Consider the following 18,411-nt stretch of genomic DNA (forward strand, 5'->3'; position numbering starts at 1 on the left):
CAATTGGACGAGGCATGCCTGGAACCATCTCGGGGCGAGGGGTGCACAGTATATCGTTGTACGTTAGAAAATAAACTAACCGCTCACGACACTAGTCATGTCCACCCCAGTATCCCCTTGTACGAAAATGTAACCTTGATAGATATCAAACTGGTATCAGCCTACTACCGGATCCTAGTTGACCTCGCACGACACAAGCACTGCCTGACGTATGGCCGGGCACGATGTTTTACGGTACTTTGTGCTGGCATGAGGCCATATTCACAGCAGGACGCCCCCCACGGCTAGGGCCAATATCTCCTTGCCCGGTACCGTTCCTGCACATTCAATTCGTGACAGGAACGACCATGTCAGGCGGCGAAACCGAAAAAATTGCGAGGCTTGCGGAGCTCGTTTCTAGCGACATCTTCAATTTCTTCCGCTGGAAGAAAGAGGGGCCTGCCAACCTCAACTTCGCCTGTGTGAAGAAGGAAACACACTCGCCCTTGAAGAAGTCTGAGCATACGCACCCGACTGACGTGGTGTTCAAGTACGCAGACCCTTACCTGAACAAAGCCATCTACCTTCATACCGACTTGAAAAGCTATGCGGTTGGCTCCATCACTCTGGACTCGATCAAGAAGGCCTTGAAGTCCCTGGGCAAGACCATCGACTGTGCCCGTGCTTCGCCGGAATGGCAGACTCGCTACCATTTGGCCAAACGTGAGAAGTATGAAATTCGTGGGATGCTGTTCGTCTATAACCACGATGACGAGTACGACAAGAATTTCTACGATCACTTCAAGGATTACAAAGGTGAGAATCTGCACATCAAAGATTCTCAGCAGGTTCATATCGTCGAACCTTCATTGATCAATTACCTGAAGACGCTGCAGCTCGATGTAAACACCCTCAGAGCAGAAGGGAAATTCCCGAAGGAAAATTACACCTTCTATTACCCTGACCTCGTCTTGCACAAGGCCAATGGTGAGTACTGGGATCGTGCGGCAACCGCAGAGCTGATCGCCTCGCCGTATATGATCATTCACCACAAAGAGGTGATGTCGTACTGCGAGAAAGCCAAAGACGTGACTGAAACGTATAGCGAAGGCTATCTGATCTATTATCGCCGCGATGGCAGCACCGAGATCGAGTTCAGGTACCTCTTTGACGCGCTGTCCAGATTCCAGATCCTCAACGCCAACAAGGACTTGAAAATCCGAATCAGGGTTGCCAATCGCCACCATCACAGCAGCATCCTCAGCAATTTCAATGCTGCCATCAACAGCTATGTGACCGAGTGGGGCGAAGACGAAAACCGCAAGCGGAAACTACAGGCGATCGAACTGGAAATCGTGAATCACGCGATTCCGAACTATAAGCCCGAAGCGATCGGATGGGAGCGAGACTGACATGAGAATGGGTAGTTTGTACTTTGCATCCGACAAAGCGATCTACGATGCGCTCACGCAGCGAAGCCTGACGAGCGTTGAGCTCAGGAAGGTCTTCCTATCCAGAGGGATCGTGATCTCCAATGAATCTGACAAAAAATTCCTGGCCAATCGATTCAGTGCCCTGTTCCATGACTACTACGACTATCGGAATCTGTCGCTCCTGGTGGGTGGCCGTGACAGTCGTGAGAAAACCACCAACGTGGTCGTCACGACAGCGGTTACTAAAGACCAACTGACCGACGCTCTCACCTCCGTCAAGGAATGGCTGGTGGATGACCAGCACGAGCAGGCTGAGGTGGCCGTCCACGGTGATCAGCTCAAACTCACCGTCAAATATCAGAAGCTCGATCTGAGTCAGGCTGAGTTCCGCCAGGTGGTTGAGAAGACGGCGGAGGTGATCCTTGAGAAGCAGGGCAAGGGGTGGAAGATCACTGGCCCCATGAACGACAAGTTCAAAGACATCACTGATCAGCTGTATTCCCAGATCGAGATCCTGACCGAACAGGACGTTGGTACCCGAACCATCTCACTGGAGGCGATCCCTGATGCGAGCATCAGGACGAACTTCCTTCGCAACTTGATCCGCAATCTCAAGGACATGGAGGTGGTCGATGTGGTCGACGTATCCACATTCAACCCTAAAGATCGAGAAGACGATGACCTGGATCTCAGTGACGATGCGCTGGTGATTGAGGATTCGATTGAGGTTGAATCAGAATATGAGGGCGAGGAGGGCGACCCTGAAGCCGAACTGGCTCGGCCGCAGCCAGAAGCCAGTGTTCACAAGATCATACGCATCGACAAGGCGTCCCTGAAGGGTAAGGGTGTCTTGGAGTCGAAGCAGCTGCTTGAGCTAGAAGGCCACGGGTTCTATCTGTGGAAGATCCGATGGAAAGCTCGTGAGAAGCTCTTTGGATCTGAGGTCGTCCTCTTTGAAGCTCAGTTTGGTAACCAGGCCAAGTACTGCGATTTCTCCTACATCGTCAAGGGTGTCTACAACTACAACAATGGGAAATACGCCAAGAACCTGGTGCGTGCCGAGCCGGTGTTTGAGCAGAAGCTCAAAGTCCGCTTGGAGGATGCAGCGCAGAAGACCTTGGATGAGATCGAAAGGAGTTTGATGGCATGAAGTCAAAGCGGCTGAAACTCTGGGTTCTGACTGCTCGCGTTGACTTTCAGTCCCTTGTGCATGGGCTTCGACAGCAGCCGTTCAACGACCAGAACCGGGTCGGTGTCGAAGTTATTGAGATCCTGGCTGGCAAGGCAACCTTTCGGTACCACGAGCAGCGGAATATCACCCAGTGGTTCACGAACCCTCTGGGCGAAACCGTCGAATCGAGTTACTCGACGTTCATCAGCTTCGACATGGTGTTCGAAACGCTTGGGCCGGATCGCTATTCGGTCTGCATGGGTTCGCCGCCGAAGGATTTGAAGCCCTTCGTGGAGCTCATCCGAGCGGCAACCCTGACGAATTTCGCGCTGGAGATCGTGAAGCCGGACATTTCTTCGGTCTATCAGCAGCTCAAGTCCGATAAGCGCTTCACGAGAGTCATGGCCAAGCGGATCGTTTCGGGAGCGGTGACCTTCGATATCGAAAGCAGCTACCGAGTCGATATTGCATCGACGGGGAACGCGATGACGAAGTTGTTGGAGATCACGGGTGGCCGCGCGGCACCGATCGACAAGATCAAAATCGTCTACACGTACGACTCAACGCCAGTTCAGATTGAACTGTCGCGCTCAGGTTCGATAGCAGTGTCATGGGATGATGAGGAGCATCTGCACCTGCTGACAGATCTCTTGATCCGGTAGATAGGCAGAGGTTACGAGAGGTCGAGCGGGATGTGTCAGACCTGTCTCGGCTGGCTCGGCGCTTGGGGCGCTCACACAACCCGGCTACGCCCATCAGGCCCCTGAATGCCAGTAACCAGAAATAAGGCGGCTTTATATACTCGAGTGACCCCTTATGGCCGATTCTGTTGAAAAAGTCAGATTTTCAGATCACCTGGACTCAGGCACGGCCACCACCAGAGAACCTACTCACCACATTGAGTGGTTTCTCGGCCCTTCGTTGACCATTGTTGCTTTGTTATTGGGTTAATTTGAGGTTTTTGGCTTAGTGCAGGCACACCTATCCCGGGGCAGGCGGCCCTTGAGATGTAAGTTTGGCCAGTCGACGCAGGTTCTGTACCGCAGCCGCCAGTGTGAACTCATTGGTCGCGCCGCTCATGCCACGTAGTCGCAAGCGATCCAATTTCAGGATGCGCTTGAGGTGTGCGAACAACATTTCGACCTTCTTACGTTCGTGGCGAGAGCGCACGTACTCCGGCGTCGCCGCGATGCGTCGAGCCACGTCACTTGGCTTTCATCGGACACGTCGCGCAGTCAGTCTGTCTGGATCGGAAGATGATTGTGTTGGCTTTGGTGACGTGCGAACGCTCGTTCTTGAAGGCTCGCCATTCGCTACGTAATGCATTGCCAGCCGGGCAGCAGTATTCCTCATCTCTTCATTCCAGCGGAAATCGCTGCTCGAAAAACTGTCGTTCTTGCGTTCGGTTTTGTCCCACACCGGCACATGTGGCTCGATGTCCTTTGCTTCCACCATCCAGGCCAGCATCGGCGCGGTACCGTAAGCGGTGTCGCCAATGAGGCGTTCCGGCTTGATGTCGAACTGCGCCTTAACGCGATCAATCATCGTCTTGGTGCTCTCGACTTCTGCGGTTCGATGAGCCGGTGTGGGTTCCACATCCGTGATCACGCCGTGCTCGGTATCGATCAGATATTTCGTGGAGTAAGCGAAGAACGCTGGGCCACCTGGAGCTGCGGTCCAGCGGGCTTGAGGATCAGTCAGCGATAGACGCTTCGGTAGCGTTTCGGCCAGAGCCTCTTCATCGAGTGCCTCAAGATACTCACGCACGGCGCGGGTGCTCAGGGCCGGATCGCTCCAGTTGACCGGTTCATCACCCGGTACACCGCGCTGCCGGCTGGCATCCGTTTTGATGATGCTGGCGTCCACGGCAAAGCCTTCGCCCTTGACCAGGCCGGCGTCCATGCAACGACGCAGCACTTCATTGAACAGCCAGCGAAACAGATCGCTGTCCCGAAAACGGCCGTGTCGGTTTTTGGAAAAGGTCGAGTGATTGGGGGCTTCATCTTCAAGGCTCAATCGGCATAACCAGCGATACGCCAAGTTCAAATGGGCCTCTTCGCACAACCGCCGCTCTGAGCGTATGCCGTAGCAATAGCCCACGATCAACATGCGGATCATCAATTCAGGATCAATCGACGGGCGCCCAATCGGGCTGTAGAAGTCGGCGAGGTGATGGCGCAAATCGCTCAGATCGAGACACCGATCAATGCTGCGCAGAAGGTGATTGGCTGGGATGTGATCTTCAAGGTTGAATGAGTAAAACAGTCGCTCCTGCCCACTCGATAACTGTCCCATCATGCTGTGTGATCCCCCGCCGGCCAATGAAACAATTTTGCCGCAGGCCAGACAGGGGAGCTATTTTTTCAACAGAGTCGGCCAGAAGCAGACGTTCGTGCAAGGTTGCAATCGGCCAAAATAGCCAAACACCACCCGATGGGGGAGCGCAGATAAAATCTGTAGAACCGAATAACCATGATTCGTCAGTTCGAACCTCTACTTAGTTAACTCGTAACTATCTTGAATGAGTTCGTGTATGTATTCGGTTGCTACTGAGCCGTCCAAAACCACACTGATCCAGTGCTCTTTGTTCATGTGGTAACCCGGAAGAATCCCCCCCATTTGACGAAGTGAACCCGCTTTGGCCGGATGGCATTTCACATCCAAAATATCAACCTCTCCCTCGCCTGCAAGACCTAGCTTTTCCTTGGGTACGTTCATCACTATTCCAAACCATTTCTCTGATCCCGCGTGCCTTAGGACGGCGTATTTTGGGAATTTACTCCAAGGGTAATCAGGCTGGATATCGAACTCTTTCTCAACATAGCTCAACACTGCTTTTCTGGATGGCATGGGGCTGTCCTTGGGCATTGATTATTTGGTAGCTGAGGAGCCATCTGGCAATGGCATTATGGCCATGCTCGGCTATGCGTCGCCACCCTGCACCTACATATGCACAGAGTAATACCCAAGGTGTAGCTCATGCGGGTGGGTGCTGCCGAACCTTGAATAGCCCCTTGATCGTAGTCATATCCAAGCGGCCGCTTTTGGCCGGTAACTGATCTTCGCGACAGGCAACAATCGGCCAAAAACAGCCGCTCAAAGGTGCCTCGGAAAACCGGGGCGATTCAAAGTGACCGCTTCTGGCCGGTAGTTGCCCTTTGTGGCAGGCATAAAATCGCTAGCGGGACTGGCTTCGGTTGCATATTCCAACACTGATAAATTGCGAGCGTACGGGAGTCGCCCCCAATCTGTCTCAGAGCTACAGCTACAGCTACAGCTACAGCTACAGCTACAGCTACAGCTACAGCTATCGCATTTCATTTCGCAGATAATTGAGCACTTGTGACGGGGTGGGTTGCGATTCAGTCAAACTGATGATTTTCCCGACTGTAGGACAGCCAAATATGTGGGCGGGACTGGCAGACATCCGTTTCCTAAATGCCATGCCGATCATCCACGAAGTCCAACGACGGTAGGGTCGCGCTGATCGGTAACCGTCTGGCCAAGTCACCTACCGAAATCCAGCATTAAGGGCGATGGTGTCCGCGTATTTTTAAGCGAACGCGATCACCCTTATCGCTAGGATTTCCATGCGCCAACGTAGCTCTTATCCCAAACCGTTCAAAGCCCAGGTCGTCCAGAAAGCGCAATGCGGCAAGGTGTGATTTCGGGACGCTTACCGCCAATAAGCGGAAACCCCAAAAATAGTGGTTGCACGGCCATTTTTGGTTAATATTTTCTGAGTGTTCGGCGCACATATTAAGAAAATCTTGGCGCGGTTAAGAAAATCTAGCCAACGACAGGGGAAAAATGGGAAATCTAGTGGGGTACGCCCATTTGATCAATGCGATGGAGCTACCCACTGGTGCGGCAGCAACTGTCCAATTTCACGACCATCTGTGTCGGCAACCGCGTAAGCATATCTTTTAGCTAGCCATACGGGTCATACGCGTTCATGCGTGCCGACTGAATCAGGCTCATGATTGCCGCAGCCCGTTTTCCGCTGCGCAACGACCCTGCGCAGAGCCAGTTTTTGCGTCCAAGCGCTCATTGGGTAATTGCATGGACTTGACCACCCATTTGCATTCGACGTGACAAGTGCACATGAGATCCATGACTGACTGAACTCGATCCAAAGCAAACGGTGGCGAAAGGCATAAGTCAGCCAAAAGCGGCCCTGAGGACTAGGGATCCAGAACACCTAGTGGCACTGGCGCTTAGCTGACCAGTCCGGTGGAAAAATTATCCACGGCGAAGTCTACAAATGCACGTACCTTGGGCGCCATTTGCCTACTGCTCGGCCAAACGACTTGGAAGGTACTATCACCCACAAGGCTGCTGCTGAGTACCTTCTCTAAACGCCCATCAGCCAAGCTATCTTTGACCGCGAAATCAGGTAAGCACGCGATCCCTCGACCCGCCTGCGCAAGGTAGATCAGCGCCTCTACGTTGCTACAGACCATAGTGACCGGTAGATGCTCGCCTGCTTGAATGGCCTGTTGTTTCTTGAAAGGCCATTGATAGAGCTTGCCTGAGTTCTGCCACCGGTAGTGCAAGCAGGAATGTGTTAAGAGATCGGCGGACTTGGTGGGAATACCTCTGTTTTGAAGGTAAGCAGGGGACGCTACAAGACATGACCGGTAAGGCCCTAGTGGTCGGGACATTAGCCTCGAATCTTGGAGTTCGCTCCCACGGATATGTTGAGCGATTGTTCAATGGTCGAGATGCTTTAAAGATAAGCTTAGATTTTTTCAACCGGAAAGTCGTCCAATAGGTTCTAGCTTGCTATCATTTTTCGCCGCAATATCGAGAAGCCTTCCCTGATTTTCAGACCGATTTTGGAGTTGCTCTCGAGCTTCGGCTTGAGTTGTTGATTTTGTATACCACTTGCGGGTTTTTACTTTTTGTCGGCCTTTCATCGCATTGTCATACCTCATGATACTCAGTTAATACAAAGCAGTTGCGGCAAACCTTGTATACCTGGCTACACCGGATAGATAGCTTGCTCAGTGTTTTTGATCAAGGGCCTAGGAGGATCTCTAGATCGATATTTGAAATGGCTAGGGTTAATCGCTTTCAAGAGCTTTAGAAAATGTGTCTGATGGCCAATGGTTTTCAGCTAGGCAATTCCTCACCTGAGTTGACTTAGCTAAATTTTGATCTGCAAAACCGCCTTCTGCTGTCAGCGATCTGATGCTTTAGGCGCATATATTAAATTACGCCTGTGCTGATCGTAGTTTGCAACAGTTGAATACTCTGTTCCTGCCGCGACTTGATATGCATGTCCTACGACCCGCCCTGCGCTATCGACTAGCTCATGAAGGCTTATCAGCGCCTCCATTTGCCAACTACCGGTACCATTAATATCGCCGGGGGTCACAACTTGGACTTGGTCGATCCTAGCTGTTTTGCTTTCTCCTCCGATCAAATCCGCCAGAAGCGGAACGCTGGGCGCGAGAACAACCCCTCTATGTATATCATTACCACTGCAATCGATGGTCTCTACGTGAAACCATGGCCACATGGTTTCTAACTCCACAAGAGACCAGAACTGAAACCCGCTTGCTGCTCTAAACAAATTGGGCATCAATTCAGCTTCACGCATCGTTCTAAACATAATTTTTCCTGAGTGGCACCTACAGCTCGGCCCGTAAAAACGAGTCTGCGGGTCGACTTCGGGGTTCCTGTCGGTGCCAAAATGCATGAGCGTTCCAATATGAGCAGTATAGTGCGTTTATCGGAATGGTCGCAATGTGGCTCTATCCTCATATTTGAGGATGATTGGATGCTCAATCACGAGATCGCGGCAGCTATTAGGACTATACGAAGGATGAAAGGTCTCGCATATGAAGACCTCGCCGACGTTACTGTACGACGCACTATCAGTTCCCTAGAGCAAGCTCAAGTCAATATCTCTATCGGCAAGCTAGATGACCTTGCTAGTGCGCTGGACTTCGATTTCGTAGCCTTGGTTGCCCTATGTGTGGCCTTGCGAGAAGACGTTGAGCCTGAACAAATACTACAGCGCGCTTCTGCGACGCTGGATACGTTCTCGACCCGAGAAGGAATGGCACAGCTACGATCTCAGTTAAGCGGTGGGGAAATTGTTCAGAGAAAACCTGGTAAGCCCACCAATGGTGTCAATTTGGCATCCGTAATAAAACTTCGTGCGCGCGGCCTCAACCAAGCAGAGATCTCAAGAGAGCTAGGCCTATCCAGATCAACCGTTAATCGTTACTGGAAGCTTTCAGTCAATCAGCCTCAGTGAGGGTGGCTTTGACTTGGCACCCTGTTCAGATTGCACCGATTGGGCGTCGAGGCGATGATCAAGCATAGTTGCAAACGTCGAGCGCTGAACGAGCCCCATGAAAGACAGGACACCGTTTCCCCCTTACGATAAGGGATAGGCAAACGGTTATGTTTATGACTAACAGCAACGATAAGAGTGGGGAGCTTTTGGGCCAGGAGCGACGACGCCGCTGGAGCCCAGAGCAAAAGCTGGCCATGGTTCGCGAGAGCCTTGAGCCAGGGCAGAGTGTGTGGGTCGTCGCTCGGCGCAATGGCATCAATGCCAATCAGCTGTTCCTGTGGCGCAAGCTGTATCAGGACGGCAGTCAGTGCCGGTGAAGCCGTCGTGCCTGCCTCCGAGCTGAGCGATGCGCTCAAGCAGATCCGTGAACTGCAACGGATGCTGGGCAAGGAAACGATGGAAGCAGAAATTCTCAAAGAGGCCGTGAAGATCGTCCGGTCGCGAAAATGGACTGCGCACTCATCCTTGTTGCCGGGGGGGCGACCAGTGAAGCTGGTCAGCGAATGTCTCGTTGTGGTGAGCAGTATGAGCTCTCCCTTAGAATCGCTTCACGTCACATACCCAAGCCAGAAGCTTATGCAGTAATTTCGTAGGTTCGAAACTGTGAGCGGCGGCAGGTGCATACTATCCCGACCGCGTCCTATGAAGGTGTAAACGTTGTGATCGGGATCAACTGAGAAATTGGCGGTGATGGGGGAGAGTGTCTAGAAAGCCCGGGGATATTCAGTTCATGGAGCGCTTACCTTGTCATGAGCCTAAAAGCTCTGTTTTTCACCTAGTCACTAGGGGGCTGACTGCAACGAGCCCTAAACGAATCAAGAAACCACGTTGATCGGTTTACCGGTCGCATACATCGTTACGTTCGCGAGCAGAACGGACTTGAGGCGCTCGACACTTCTCTGGCTTGCCCACGCAACGTGTGGCGAAATAATTAGATTCTGAAGCCCACTACTTATTAGGAGTGGATGGGGCAATTAAGGCAGCCGCTAAAAAAAGCTATTCGATATGCGTTGGGCGAGCGGGCTTTGAGTCCAATACGGCACTAGCGCTCGTTAAAGCGAGGTAATCGCTTTTCCAAGAAAGCACTTACTCCTTCGCTATAGTCCGCGCTATTTCCAAGTGTACGCATGCTCTCGCGTTCCAATGCGAGCTGTTGATCTAGGTTGTTATCTATGCTGGCGTGCAACGCCTGCTTGATATGCGCATGAGCTAACGCTGGACCTGATGCGAGCCTGCACACTAGCGCTTCTACGGCTGTTTCAAATTCATCGGGCGGAATCGACTTCCAAATCAATCCCCAGTGTTCTGCTTGGTCTGCGCTGAGTTTGTCACCTAACAACGCTAGCCCCATTGCCCTGGCGCTTCCGACCAGGCGCGGCAAGAAGTACGTGCCTCCTGTGTCGGGTTGTAAGCCAAGGCTGACGAAAGGCTGCATAAAAAAAGCTGAGGATTTCGCCACGACGATATCGCAAGCCAATGCGAAATTTGCACCGGCTCCAGCCGCCACACCGTTCACCGCCGCAACGACTGGGAAAGGTAGGGCTCTTAGGTTTCTTACAAGTGGCTCGTAGTAACGCGCCACCGTAATACCAAGATCAACTTCACTTGCGCCTGACATTTGACCTTCTGACAAGTCTTGCCCAGCACAGAACGCCCGTCCGGCCCCAGTAATTAATAGTACCCGTACGCCATTATTAGGCTGTGCTAAATAATGCATCACATCCGCGATCTCGTGGTGCATAGTTTCCGAAAAACTGTTGAGCTTACTCGGCCGATTGAGCACCAGTCGAGCAATGCCATTCTCAATACTAAATAGAACGTTTTCGTAGCGCATGATGGTGATGACTACCTAAGACGTGTTTAACATGATTTGGAAATCGGCCGATCCGCCGACAATCGTTGGCAGGAGAGCTCGCGATTGACAACTCGGTGGAACGACATCGAATAGACCCTACCCTTGGTAAAGATTTCTTGGTAGGGTAACGTCCAAAATATGGACTTTTTCGCTGCGTTCTAAGCACCGAGCAAATTGAGGTCGCAAATGAGTTCCCTACCATCAAACTCAAATGAAGCAGCTTCCCAGCACTCTGGAACCCAAAGTCTTGAACGATCGATTAGCCTGTTAAAACTGGTAGCTGCCAACAGCCAAAAGGGTCTGCGCCTGGTTGATCTCGTTAGGCTTAGCGGTATGGAGCGACCGACTGCGTATCGCATGGTGCAGTCGCTCATGAAGCACGGATTTCTTTCTCGGCCAGCTGGCTCGAGCCGGTATGTGCTGGGCGAGTACTGCCGGGAACTTGGGGCTCAATTTGCTGATCGGCTGGATTTACGCGCCATTTGCGATCCGGTTTTGAAAGCTATTTCAGAAGAAACAGGGAACAGTTCATTCTTGATTATTCGCATGAATCTGGACTCTATGTGCGTTGCCCGGGCCATTGGTGGCTATCCAATCCAGATTGTGTCGGTCAAGGTTGGTCACCGGCAACCCCTAGGAGTTGGCGCTGGGGGGCTGGCAATTCTGGGTACTCTGCCCCGCGCGGAGCAGGACGAATGCTTGCGCACTAACGCTAAGCGACTTTCCGCTTACGGTTCGCTGAATGTTTCTACATTGCGCGCGATGATCGCCGCCACCCAAAACCGCGGCTATGCGGTAATTGGGCATTACAGCGTTCCGGGCGTGATAGGCATCGGGGTCACATTGAAGAACAGCGCAGGAAAAGTGCTCGGAGCGATCACCACGGGTTCTTTAGATAGTCGGATGACGAAGGACATACAGGATAAAGCGATGCAAACCGTCAACAGGCATATATCGTCCATTCAAGAGCGCTTAGATTTACTGTGAAAATTTAGTAGATGGTTCCGCCTCAATTTTCAGCTTTTTCCGATTGCCCGGCCTGCTAATGGCCGTTCAAATAGCAGCTTTTGTTCTTGCCTCCCCCCTATTTCAATAATGAAAGCCCCCCCCCCCGCCACAACCTTGGATCTTCCTAGGTTTCCACTGCAGTTCACTGCGTCCCGCTGGAATCGCTACATCTCAAGACTACGAGTATTTCATGGCTTAGTAAGGCCGTGAGCTGATTCCTGCTGAGCGTCTCACGGTAAACCTCAGGAAAAACGTCCATATTGTGGATGATGGGTTTTTACATCTAGATGTCAGTCAGTACGCTTTGATCCAACAGGTTCGAGAGCTATCGCCTGCAAATCCTCTCACTGACATCGAGAACAGCATGACTAACAAGACCAATACAGCTGATCGAAAATACTGGCGCACCGCTATCGCAGATCCTTCTCCTCACGAAGGTACTGTAGTCAGAGGCTATGACGTCCTCACTGATCTCGTCGGTAAAATCGACTTTGGGGCAATGATTTACCTGCTTTTCAAGGGCGAGCTTCCCAAAGGTAATGAGTCGAAGATCATCAATGCGATGTTCATTTCCGTGGCCGACCACGGTATCTCACCTTCTTCGACGGTTACCCGGTTCGTTCAGGCTGCGGGCGTGCCGATCCAGTGCTCAGTCGCTGCAGGTGCCATGATGTTCGGCGACGTCCATGGCGGTGCCGGCGAGGAATTTGCACGTTACGTCCAGGAGTTGGTGTCCGAGGCAGCCTCTAGCGGACGCAGCTATGAGGATGTGGCGTCTGAGTACGTTGCCAACCAAAAGCGGCTGGATGGCTTCGGGCATCCGCAGCATCCCGAGGGCGATCCTCGCGGGAAGGTGCTGTTCGCTCTCGCCGAGGAATATGGGATTGCAGGCGATCACGTCCGGATGACTCGCGAGCTGGAGAAGGCGCTGATCAAGAAGAAAAATAGACCGTTACTGGCGAACATCGATGCCGCGGTCGGCGCAATCATTTCGGATATGGGGATCGACTGGCGGCTGGCTCGCGCCTTCATTGTCATTCCCCGCACTGCAGGTCTTTTCGCCCACGCATTCGAGGAGTCGGTGCGCGAGCCTGGCTGGCGCCAGATCACTCTTGACCAAGTTGAATACGATGGCCCAGCGCGCCGTAAGAACGAAAGCCCCAGCGTGAGCTGATTGCGCTTTTTTGAGACTGCCGCATTCGTCGGCACCTTGCTTTGACATCTCATGAATTGGATTGGAAAGACTATGACCACTCGCGTCGCAATTGCCGGCATCGGCATGACATCGTTCGGGAAATTTATTGATCGTTCGGTCAGAACTTCTGCTGAAGAGGCTGTACGAAACGCGCTGGCCGATGCAGGCATCGGAGCCGAACGCGTTGACCGTGTCTTTTTTGGCAACGCTGCAGCCGGGCTCATCACTGGCCAGGAGATGGTGCGCGCTCAAGCGGCACTTAGGTACACCGGCCTCCTGGGCAAGCCCATGGTTAGCGTCGAGAACGCCTGCGCAACCGGTAGCACAGCTTTCCACCTGGCTTGGTATTCGGTAGCCAGCGGTCAGTCTGATGTGGCGATGGCGATAGGCGCGGAGAAACTGAGCCACCCGGACAAAGCAGTATCATTCAGTGCATTCGCAGGGGCGGTGGACAAGGAGGACGTCATGCCGGCGCATATTGGTTCCGGCAGCGGGTCCATATTCATGGACATCTATGCCGAACGCACACGGCGCTACATGGCGGCGACCGGCACGACACCAGCGGACTTCGCTCGAATTACAGTCAAGAGCCGCCGTGCTGGCGCGATGAACCCATACGCCCAGTTTCGCAAAGAAACCACGGTCGAAGAAGTCTTAGCTGCTCGCATGATCAGTGAGCCGCTCACACTTCCAATGTGCTCATCGATTGGTGACGGCGCGGCTGCAATCGTCCTTGTGTCGAGCCGAGTCGCGGCCCAATTGACGGGCTGCAGGCCTGTGTGGGTAGCAAGCTCTGTGCTTTTGTCCGGGATGGCGGACCCGACCAAGCCAAGTGCTTCGGTCAGCGCAGCAATAGCTGCTTACAAGGAAGCATCGATCGGGCCGGACGAGGTTCACGTCGCCGAGGTCCACGACGCATCGGCTCCCGGTGAACTCATCAACTACGAGGTCGTCCAGTTCTGTCCTGAAGGGGAGGCCGTTGAGTTGCTGCGTAGTGGTGCTACGGACATCGGTGGCCGGATCTCAGTCAATCCGAGTGGTGGCCTGCTCAGCAGGGGGCATCCGATCGGCGCCACGGGTGCGGCTCAGATCGCCGAGCTGGTTCAGCAGCTGCGTGGCGAAGCAGGGCCGCGGCAGCGTCCAGGCGCGAAGGTCGCCCTGGCGCAGAACTCGGGCGGCCAGGTTGGTCACGAATCCGCGGTAGCGGTTGTCTCCATTCTCACAGTATGAAGGAAGCAGCAATGACACAACTACTGCAAGGCAAAGTGATCGTGGTCACCGGCGCAGGTGCCGGTGTGGGCAAAGAAATTGCACTCGAGGCCGCGCGCCAAGGGGCGAAGGTCATTGTCAACGACCTAGGCGTGAGCATGGGCGGCGACGGCGCCGCTAGCGCCGGACCGGCCCAGCAGACGGTCGATCAAATTCGCGAAGCCGGTGGCGAAGCCAGCGCTAACACCGACAGTGTGGCTGAGTGGGAGTCGGCGCATCGCATTATTCAGCAGGCGCTGGACACATACGGCCGCATCGACGGGCTGGTTAACAACGCTGGCAATCTGCGAGACGGAATCTTCCACAAGATGACGGAAGATGACTTCGACGCGGTGGTGAAGGTGCACCTGAAGGGCTGCTTCAACATGGCCCGCGCCGTGGCGCCGCATTTCAAGGCCCAGGAGTCGGGCGCCATCGTGCATATGGCTTCCACCTCGGGGTTGATCGGCAACGTTGCGCAGGCCAATTACTCCGCAGCAAAAATGGGCATCGTCGGTCTGTCTAAGTCGATCGCACTCGACATGGAACGCTTCGGAGTGCGGTCCAATTGTATTGCTCCATTCGCATTCACTCGTATGGTGAGTTCGATTCCAACTGACACCCCAGAAGGGCTAGCCCGCACGCAGGTTAACCAGCGCATGGAGGTTGCCAAGATTGCGCCGTTCACCTGTGCGCTGCTTACCGACGAAGCTCAAAGTGTGACAGGTCAAATCTTCGGCGTTCGCAGCAACGAGATTTACCTGTTCTCGCAGCCGCGGCCGATCCGTACCGCCCACCGCAGCGAAGGCTGGACTGTCGAAACCTGCCTTAACGCGGCGCTGCCTATGTTGAAACCGTCGTTCTATCCGCTGGACAAGTCGCGCGACATTTTCAGTTGGGATCCCATCTGAAGTGACATAACAATAATAAGGAGTAAGCGATGAGTGATGAGACGCGTGACATGCTGTGTGAGGCGGCCCGCCGAATACTTGCGGACAAGCCCGAAGACGTGTGGGGTGTTCTGCAAGAGTCTGGATTCGACAAGGCCATGCTGCCTGAGAGCAAAGGCGGCGCGGGCGTTAGCTGGGCGGATGCATGCGCACTTCTGACACTTGCCGGTGAGCATGCTGCGAACGCTCCGCTGGCTGAGGCCATGGCTGGACACTGGCTTATGGACCATGCCGGCATTGAGGGCGCCACCTTGCCGACTATTGCGCCATCGGTGCTCAACGAGCATATCCAAGTGAGTGCTTCGGGCGACGGCCAGCGCGTAGATGGCACGCTTCACCGTGTGCCATGGGGTGACGCATGCACGCATGTCGCTTTCATTGCAGGGTCTGGCACAGCCTCTCAACTGATCGTCTTGGCACGGGATGCAGCAGGCATCTGTGTCACTCCAGGGCGCAATCTAGCCGGCGAACCACGCGATACGCTGGTGCTCGACGGCGCAGTGCCTGTGGCTATAGTGCCTGCGCCTTTTGGCGCGCGTGATCTACTTTGCCTTGCTGCCATCTTGCGTAGCGCGCTCATGGCTGGAGCGATCGAGCGGTGCCTCGTGCTTGCTGTCGAGTACGCCAATCTTCGCGTGCAGTTCGGCCGCCCGATTGGGAAGTTTCAGGCCGTGCAGCAGAGCATCGCTGTGCTGGCAACGCAGGCGGCAGCGGCGCGCGCTGCATCGGAAGCTGGCAGCGAAGCCATCGATGAATCGCTGGCTGCAATGGGTGAGCCCCTCACGCAAAACATAGCTGCCGCCAGCGCCAAAATTCGAACCGGCGAAGCTGCAGGGCAGGCTTGCGCGATTACGCACCAGGTGTTTGGCGCCATCGGTTTCACGGAGGAGCATGAATTGCACCATTTCACCAAGCGGCTTTGGTCTTGGCGAGATGAGTATGGCAACGAGGCGTTCTGGTCTCAGGCTCTTGGCGAATTGATTCTATCCGGCGGCACCGGGCAGTCCCTTTGGCACACGGTGGTACCGACAGCAAGCGGAGCAGCACGATGAACAATCTTTCCTTTCCGCGCCCGCTGCACTCCGAGATTGGCGAGCGGCTTCGAGTTGAAGTGCGTGAGTTTCTCGACGACTGGCACGGCGATAGGCATGCAGCCGCAACCTTTGGCGGATTTGATCCTGAGTTCAGCGAAGCCCTTGGCCAGCGCGGCTGGATCGGGATGGGCTTTCCCAAGCGTTATGGCGGCGGCGGCTATGGGCTTATGGAACGATTCGTCGTTCTGGAGGAACTGCTTGCCGCTCGCGCACCCATGTTTGCGCATGCAGTGGCCGAGCGGCAGAGTGGACCGTTGCTTCTACGATTCGGCAACGAACGGCAGCGTGAGGAGATCGTCCCTCAAATTGCCAGTGGCAAGTGTTATTTCTGCATCGGGCTGAGCGAGCCGAATTCAGGGTCTGATCTCGCTTCAGTCCGTACGCGGGCCACTAAGGTGGATGGTGGTTGGCTTGTCAATGGTGCCAAGATCTGGACCTCGAGCGCACACCGTACTCACTACATGATTTTGCTGTGCCGTACAGCGCCCGCGAGTGAAGTGCGCCAGGCTGGCTTGAGCCAGTTCCTGGTCGACATGAGTACGCCGGGCATTACCTGTCGGCAGATCGTTAACATCGCCGGGGATGCCGATTTCAACGAAGTCCACTTCCAGGACGTATTCCTCCCGGATGATGCCCTCATCGGCGTCGCAGGAGAAGGCTGGCAGCAGGTCACGAGCGAGCTGACGTTCGAACGAAGCGGGCCGGACCGGTTCATGTCCCATATGGGCGCGGTCGAGGAATTCGTCGCCGTGCTCAAGCAACAGCCCTCGAGTGAGGGCGCTCGGACGGTAGGGCGCCTGGTCGCTCATCTCTCTACGCTGAGACGGATGTCCCGCTCGATCGCCACGATGATCACCGAAGAGCAGGAAGCCGGGTTGCATGCGGCATTGGTCAAGGACCTGGGTAACTGCTTCGAACAGGAGATTCCAGAGACCCTTCGATTGGTGCTGCAGACCGAGCCGGAGCCGGACGCCTCGCTGGCTTATAGCGCCGCCCTGGCCAACGTGATCCTGCATGCCCCTTCCTGCTCTATTCGCGGCGGGACCAAGGAAGTGCTTCGCGGCATTATTGCGAAGTCTCTCGGCCTCCGATAACAAGCTCGTCAGCCGCCCCTAAATGAACTCGCATAGGTAGTCAAAAAGTGGAAATTAGATCCAGCACTGAAGAACTTCATCAACAACAGGGCGACAGCGTACTGTGGTTGAAACTGAATCGACCACAGGCGTTGAACTCGCTGACACTGTCCCTCGTAAACGCATTGACTAAGTCGATTGACGACGCTCAGAACAACCCTGATGTACGCGTCATCGTTCTTACAGGTGAGGGCCGGGCCTTCTGCGCTGGCGCAGACTTGAAGGACCCCGCTCGGAGTCGTCCCGAGAGTGGCGCCGAATTCGTCAAGGCCATCGGCGCTCTGACCGAGCTGATCGAGATGTCCACCAAACCGGTAATCGCCGCGGTCAATGGGATCGCGGTTGCTGGCGGGTTGGAACTTGTGCTTGCCTGTGACCTTGTCATTGCCGCCGAGTCTGCCCGGATTGGCGATGCTCATTCGAACTACGCGCTGTTCCCAGGAGCGGGCGCCACCGTGCGTTTGCCGAGGAAGGTGGGTTTGAACAATGCGAAGCTGCTCATGTTTACGGGGGACCTCCTTCCAGCTATCGAATGGAAGGCGCTTGGCCTTGTTAACTCGGTAGTTGCGGATGACGTCTTCATCGACGCCGTAGCGGATCTTGCCAAGAAACTCGCGACAAAGAGCCCGCTGATACTGGCTCGCATGAAGCAGGCTTTGAATGACGCGCTGGACCAGCCCCTAGCCATTGCAATTCGCTATGAGCGCGCCTTAAGCAACTTGCATCACTTCTCGGCCGATCGTGTCGAAGGGCTGACAGCCTTCAAGGAAAAGCGCACTCCGAAGTACACGGGGAACTAGTCCTTCTCGCCGCTCGACATTAATAGATAGGAAACATCCGTGAACAGTCGCCTGAGCGCCACCCGGCAGCGTTTTGGGTACTGAAAATGCTGGCTCTGCGCGCGACGTCTTTCATCCTGATCAGAGCGAGCGCACAAACCGCGGATGTCTAGTCATGCAAAGTGGGCTCATGTTGTTTCTGTTGTTGGGCAGAAGGGTCGACTGAGTCATCGCAGTGTAAGTAGATCGCCCGATC

Annotated in this window: 15 protein-coding genes and 3 pseudogenes; 12 read left to right on the plus strand and 6 right to left on the minus strand. The window is 54.4% G+C overall.

What is annotated here, in order from left to right:
* The first annotated feature begins 347 nt into the window (after positions 1 to 347).
* From ACIQYF_RS13045 to ACIQYF_RS13055, 3 genes are read left to right on the plus strand one after another with little or no spacing between them, the layout of a single operon-like run.
* A complete protein-coding gene (locus tag ACIQYF_RS13045; protein WP_402861977.1) occupies positions 348 to 1,391 on the plus strand; it encodes a hypothetical protein in 1,044 nt (347 codons plus the stop codon).
* 1 nt (position 1,392) lies between these two features.
* Positions 1,393 to 2,562 (plus strand): hypothetical protein, encoded by a 1,170-nt coding sequence (locus ACIQYF_RS13050; protein ID WP_402861980.1) that lies wholly within the window; start codon positions 1,393 to 1,395, stop codon positions 2,560 to 2,562.
* Positions 2,559 to 3,245, plus strand: a complete 687-nt coding sequence (locus tag ACIQYF_RS13055) for a hypothetical protein (RefSeq protein ID WP_402861983.1) — start codon at positions 2,559 to 2,561, stop codon at positions 3,243 to 3,245. Before ACIQYF_RS13050 ends, ACIQYF_RS13055 begins: the two co-directional genes overlap by 4 nt.
* Before the next feature lie 319 nt (positions 3,246 to 3,564).
* Here the strand turns inward: ACIQYF_RS13055 and ACIQYF_RS13060 are convergent.
* From ACIQYF_RS13060 to ACIQYF_RS13080, 5 genes and pseudogenes are all read right to left on the minus strand, one after another.
* Positions 3,565 to 4,881: pseudogene (locus tag ACIQYF_RS13060) on the minus strand (transposase).
* A gap of 195 nt (positions 4,882 to 5,076) precedes the next feature.
* Complete coding sequence (locus ACIQYF_RS13065) at positions 5,077 to 5,433, minus strand: MmcQ/YjbR family DNA-binding protein (RefSeq protein ID WP_402861986.1); 357 nt, start codon at positions 5,431 to 5,433, stop codon at positions 5,077 to 5,079.
* 991 nt (positions 5,434 to 6,424) lie between these two features.
* Positions 6,425 to 6,630, minus strand: a pseudogene (locus ACIQYF_RS13070) (transposase domain-containing protein); the annotation flags it as partial.
* A gap of 170 nt (positions 6,631 to 6,800) precedes the next feature.
* Positions 6,801 to 7,292 (minus strand): LysR substrate-binding domain-containing protein, encoded by a 492-nt coding sequence (locus ACIQYF_RS13075; protein ID WP_402862575.1) that lies wholly within the window; start codon positions 7,290 to 7,292, stop codon positions 6,801 to 6,803.
* Between the two features lie 473 nt (positions 7,293 to 7,765).
* Positions 7,766 to 8,200, minus strand: coding sequence for a hypothetical protein (locus ACIQYF_RS13080; protein ID WP_402861989.1), 435 nt, complete (start codon positions 8,198 to 8,200; stop codon positions 7,766 to 7,768).
* Between the two features lie 99 nt (positions 8,201 to 8,299).
* On the opposite strand from ACIQYF_RS13080, the gene ACIQYF_RS13085 reads away from it, so the two are divergent.
* Together ACIQYF_RS13085 and ACIQYF_RS13090 are read left to right on the plus strand one after the other, a co-directional pair.
* Positions 8,300 to 8,851: a helix-turn-helix domain-containing protein gene (locus tag ACIQYF_RS13085; RefSeq protein WP_402861992.1), complete on the plus strand. Its 552-nt coding sequence runs from the start codon at positions 8,300 to 8,302 to the stop codon at positions 8,849 to 8,851.
* A gap of 155 nt (positions 8,852 to 9,006) precedes the next feature.
* Positions 9,007 to 9,454 (plus strand): annotated as a pseudogene (locus ACIQYF_RS13090) (transposase); the annotation flags it as partial.
* A gap of 481 nt (positions 9,455 to 9,935) precedes the next feature.
* On the opposite strand, the gene paaG reads toward ACIQYF_RS13090, so the two are convergent.
* On the minus strand, positions 9,936 to 10,727 hold the full coding sequence (gene paaG / locus ACIQYF_RS13095; RefSeq protein WP_402861995.1) for a 2-(1,2-epoxy-1,2-dihydrophenyl)acetyl-CoA isomerase PaaG: 792 nt from the start codon (positions 10,725 to 10,727) through the stop codon (positions 9,936 to 9,938).
* Positions 10,728 to 10,934: 207 nt separating this feature from the next.
* Between paaG and ACIQYF_RS13100 the strand changes: the two genes are divergently transcribed.
* From ACIQYF_RS13100 to ACIQYF_RS13130, 7 genes are all read left to right on the plus strand, one after another.
* The gene (locus ACIQYF_RS13100; RefSeq protein WP_402861998.1) at positions 10,935 to 11,735 is read left to right on the plus strand and encodes an IclR family transcriptional regulator; all 801 of its coding nucleotides are present in this window, start codon (positions 10,935 to 10,937) and stop codon (positions 11,733 to 11,735) included.
* Between the two features lie 283 nt (positions 11,736 to 12,018).
* Complete coding sequence (locus ACIQYF_RS13105) at positions 12,019 to 12,930, plus strand: citryl-CoA lyase (RefSeq protein WP_402862001.1); 912 nt, start codon at positions 12,019 to 12,021, stop codon at positions 12,928 to 12,930.
* A gap of 72 nt (positions 12,931 to 13,002) precedes the next feature.
* Positions 13,003 to 14,181: a thiolase family protein gene (locus ACIQYF_RS13110; RefSeq protein WP_402862004.1), complete on the plus strand. Its 1,179-nt coding sequence runs from the start codon at positions 13,003 to 13,005 to the stop codon at positions 14,179 to 14,181.
* Positions 14,182 to 14,192: 11 nt separating this feature from the next.
* Positions 14,193 to 15,110: an SDR family NAD(P)-dependent oxidoreductase gene (locus ACIQYF_RS13115; protein WP_402862007.1), complete on the plus strand. Its 918-nt coding sequence runs from the start codon at positions 14,193 to 14,195 to the stop codon at positions 15,108 to 15,110.
* Positions 15,111 to 15,139: 29 nt separating this feature from the next.
* Complete coding sequence (locus ACIQYF_RS13120; RefSeq protein WP_402862010.1) at positions 15,140 to 16,201, plus strand: acyl-CoA dehydrogenase family protein; 1,062 nt, start codon at positions 15,140 to 15,142, stop codon at positions 16,199 to 16,201.
* Positions 16,198 to 17,337, plus strand: a complete 1,140-nt coding sequence (locus tag ACIQYF_RS13125; protein WP_402862013.1) for an acyl-CoA dehydrogenase family protein — start codon at positions 16,198 to 16,200, stop codon at positions 17,335 to 17,337. Before ACIQYF_RS13120 ends, ACIQYF_RS13125 begins: the two co-directional genes overlap by 4 nt.
* A gap of 47 nt (positions 17,338 to 17,384) precedes the next feature.
* Positions 17,385 to 18,176 (plus strand): enoyl-CoA hydratase/isomerase family protein, encoded by a 792-nt coding sequence (locus ACIQYF_RS13130; RefSeq protein WP_402862016.1) that lies wholly within the window; start codon positions 17,385 to 17,387, stop codon positions 18,174 to 18,176.
* Positions 18,177 to 18,411 lie beyond the last annotated feature (235 nt).

Source organism: Pseudomonas sp. NPDC096917, assembly GCF_044762555.1.
Taxonomy (GTDB): domain Bacteria; phylum Pseudomonadota; class Gammaproteobacteria; order Pseudomonadales; family Pseudomonadaceae; genus Aquipseudomonas.

What these genes read in the sequence shown, in the direction of transcription:
- ACIQYF_RS13085 (WP_402861992.1), top strand. Translation starts at nt 8,300, where the DNA reads ATGAGCAGTATAGTGCGTTTATCGGAATGGTCGCAATGTGGCTCTATC.
- ACIQYF_RS13065 (WP_402861986.1), bottom strand. Translation starts at nt 5,433, where the DNA reads ATGCCATCCAGAAAAGCAGTGTTGAGCTATGTTGAGAAAGAGTTCGAT.
- ACIQYF_RS13125 (WP_402862013.1), top strand. Translation starts at nt 16,198, where the DNA reads ATGAACAATCTTTCCTTTCCGCGCCCGCTGCACTCCGAGATTGGCGAG.
- ACIQYF_RS13055 (WP_402861983.1), top strand. Translation starts at nt 2,559, where the DNA reads ATGAAGTCAAAGCGGCTGAAACTCTGGGTTCTGACTGCTCGCGTTGAC.
- ACIQYF_RS13115 (WP_402862007.1), top strand. Translation starts at nt 14,193, where the DNA reads ATGACACAACTACTGCAAGGCAAAGTGATCGTGGTCACCGGCGCAGGT.
- ACIQYF_RS13045 (WP_402861977.1), top strand. Translation starts at nt 348, where the DNA reads ATGTCAGGCGGCGAAACCGAAAAAATTGCGAGGCTTGCGGAGCTCGTT.
- ACIQYF_RS13110 (WP_402862004.1), top strand. Translation starts at nt 13,003, where the DNA reads ATGACCACTCGCGTCGCAATTGCCGGCATCGGCATGACATCGTTCGGG.
- paaG (WP_402861995.1), bottom strand. Translation starts at nt 10,727, where the DNA reads ATGCGCTACGAAAACGTTCTATTTAGTATTGAGAATGGCATTGCTCGA.
- ACIQYF_RS13120 (WP_402862010.1), top strand. Translation starts at nt 15,140, where the DNA reads ATGAGTGATGAGACGCGTGACATGCTGTGTGAGGCGGCCCGCCGAATA.
- ACIQYF_RS13050 (WP_402861980.1), top strand. Translation starts at nt 1,393, where the DNA reads ATGAGAATGGGTAGTTTGTACTTTGCATCCGACAAAGCGATCTACGAT.
- ACIQYF_RS13080 (WP_402861989.1), bottom strand. Translation starts at nt 8,200, where the DNA reads ATGTTTAGAACGATGCGTGAAGCTGAATTGATGCCCAATTTGTTTAGA.
- ACIQYF_RS13100 (WP_402861998.1), top strand. Translation starts at nt 10,935, where the DNA reads ATGAGTTCCCTACCATCAAACTCAAATGAAGCAGCTTCCCAGCACTCT.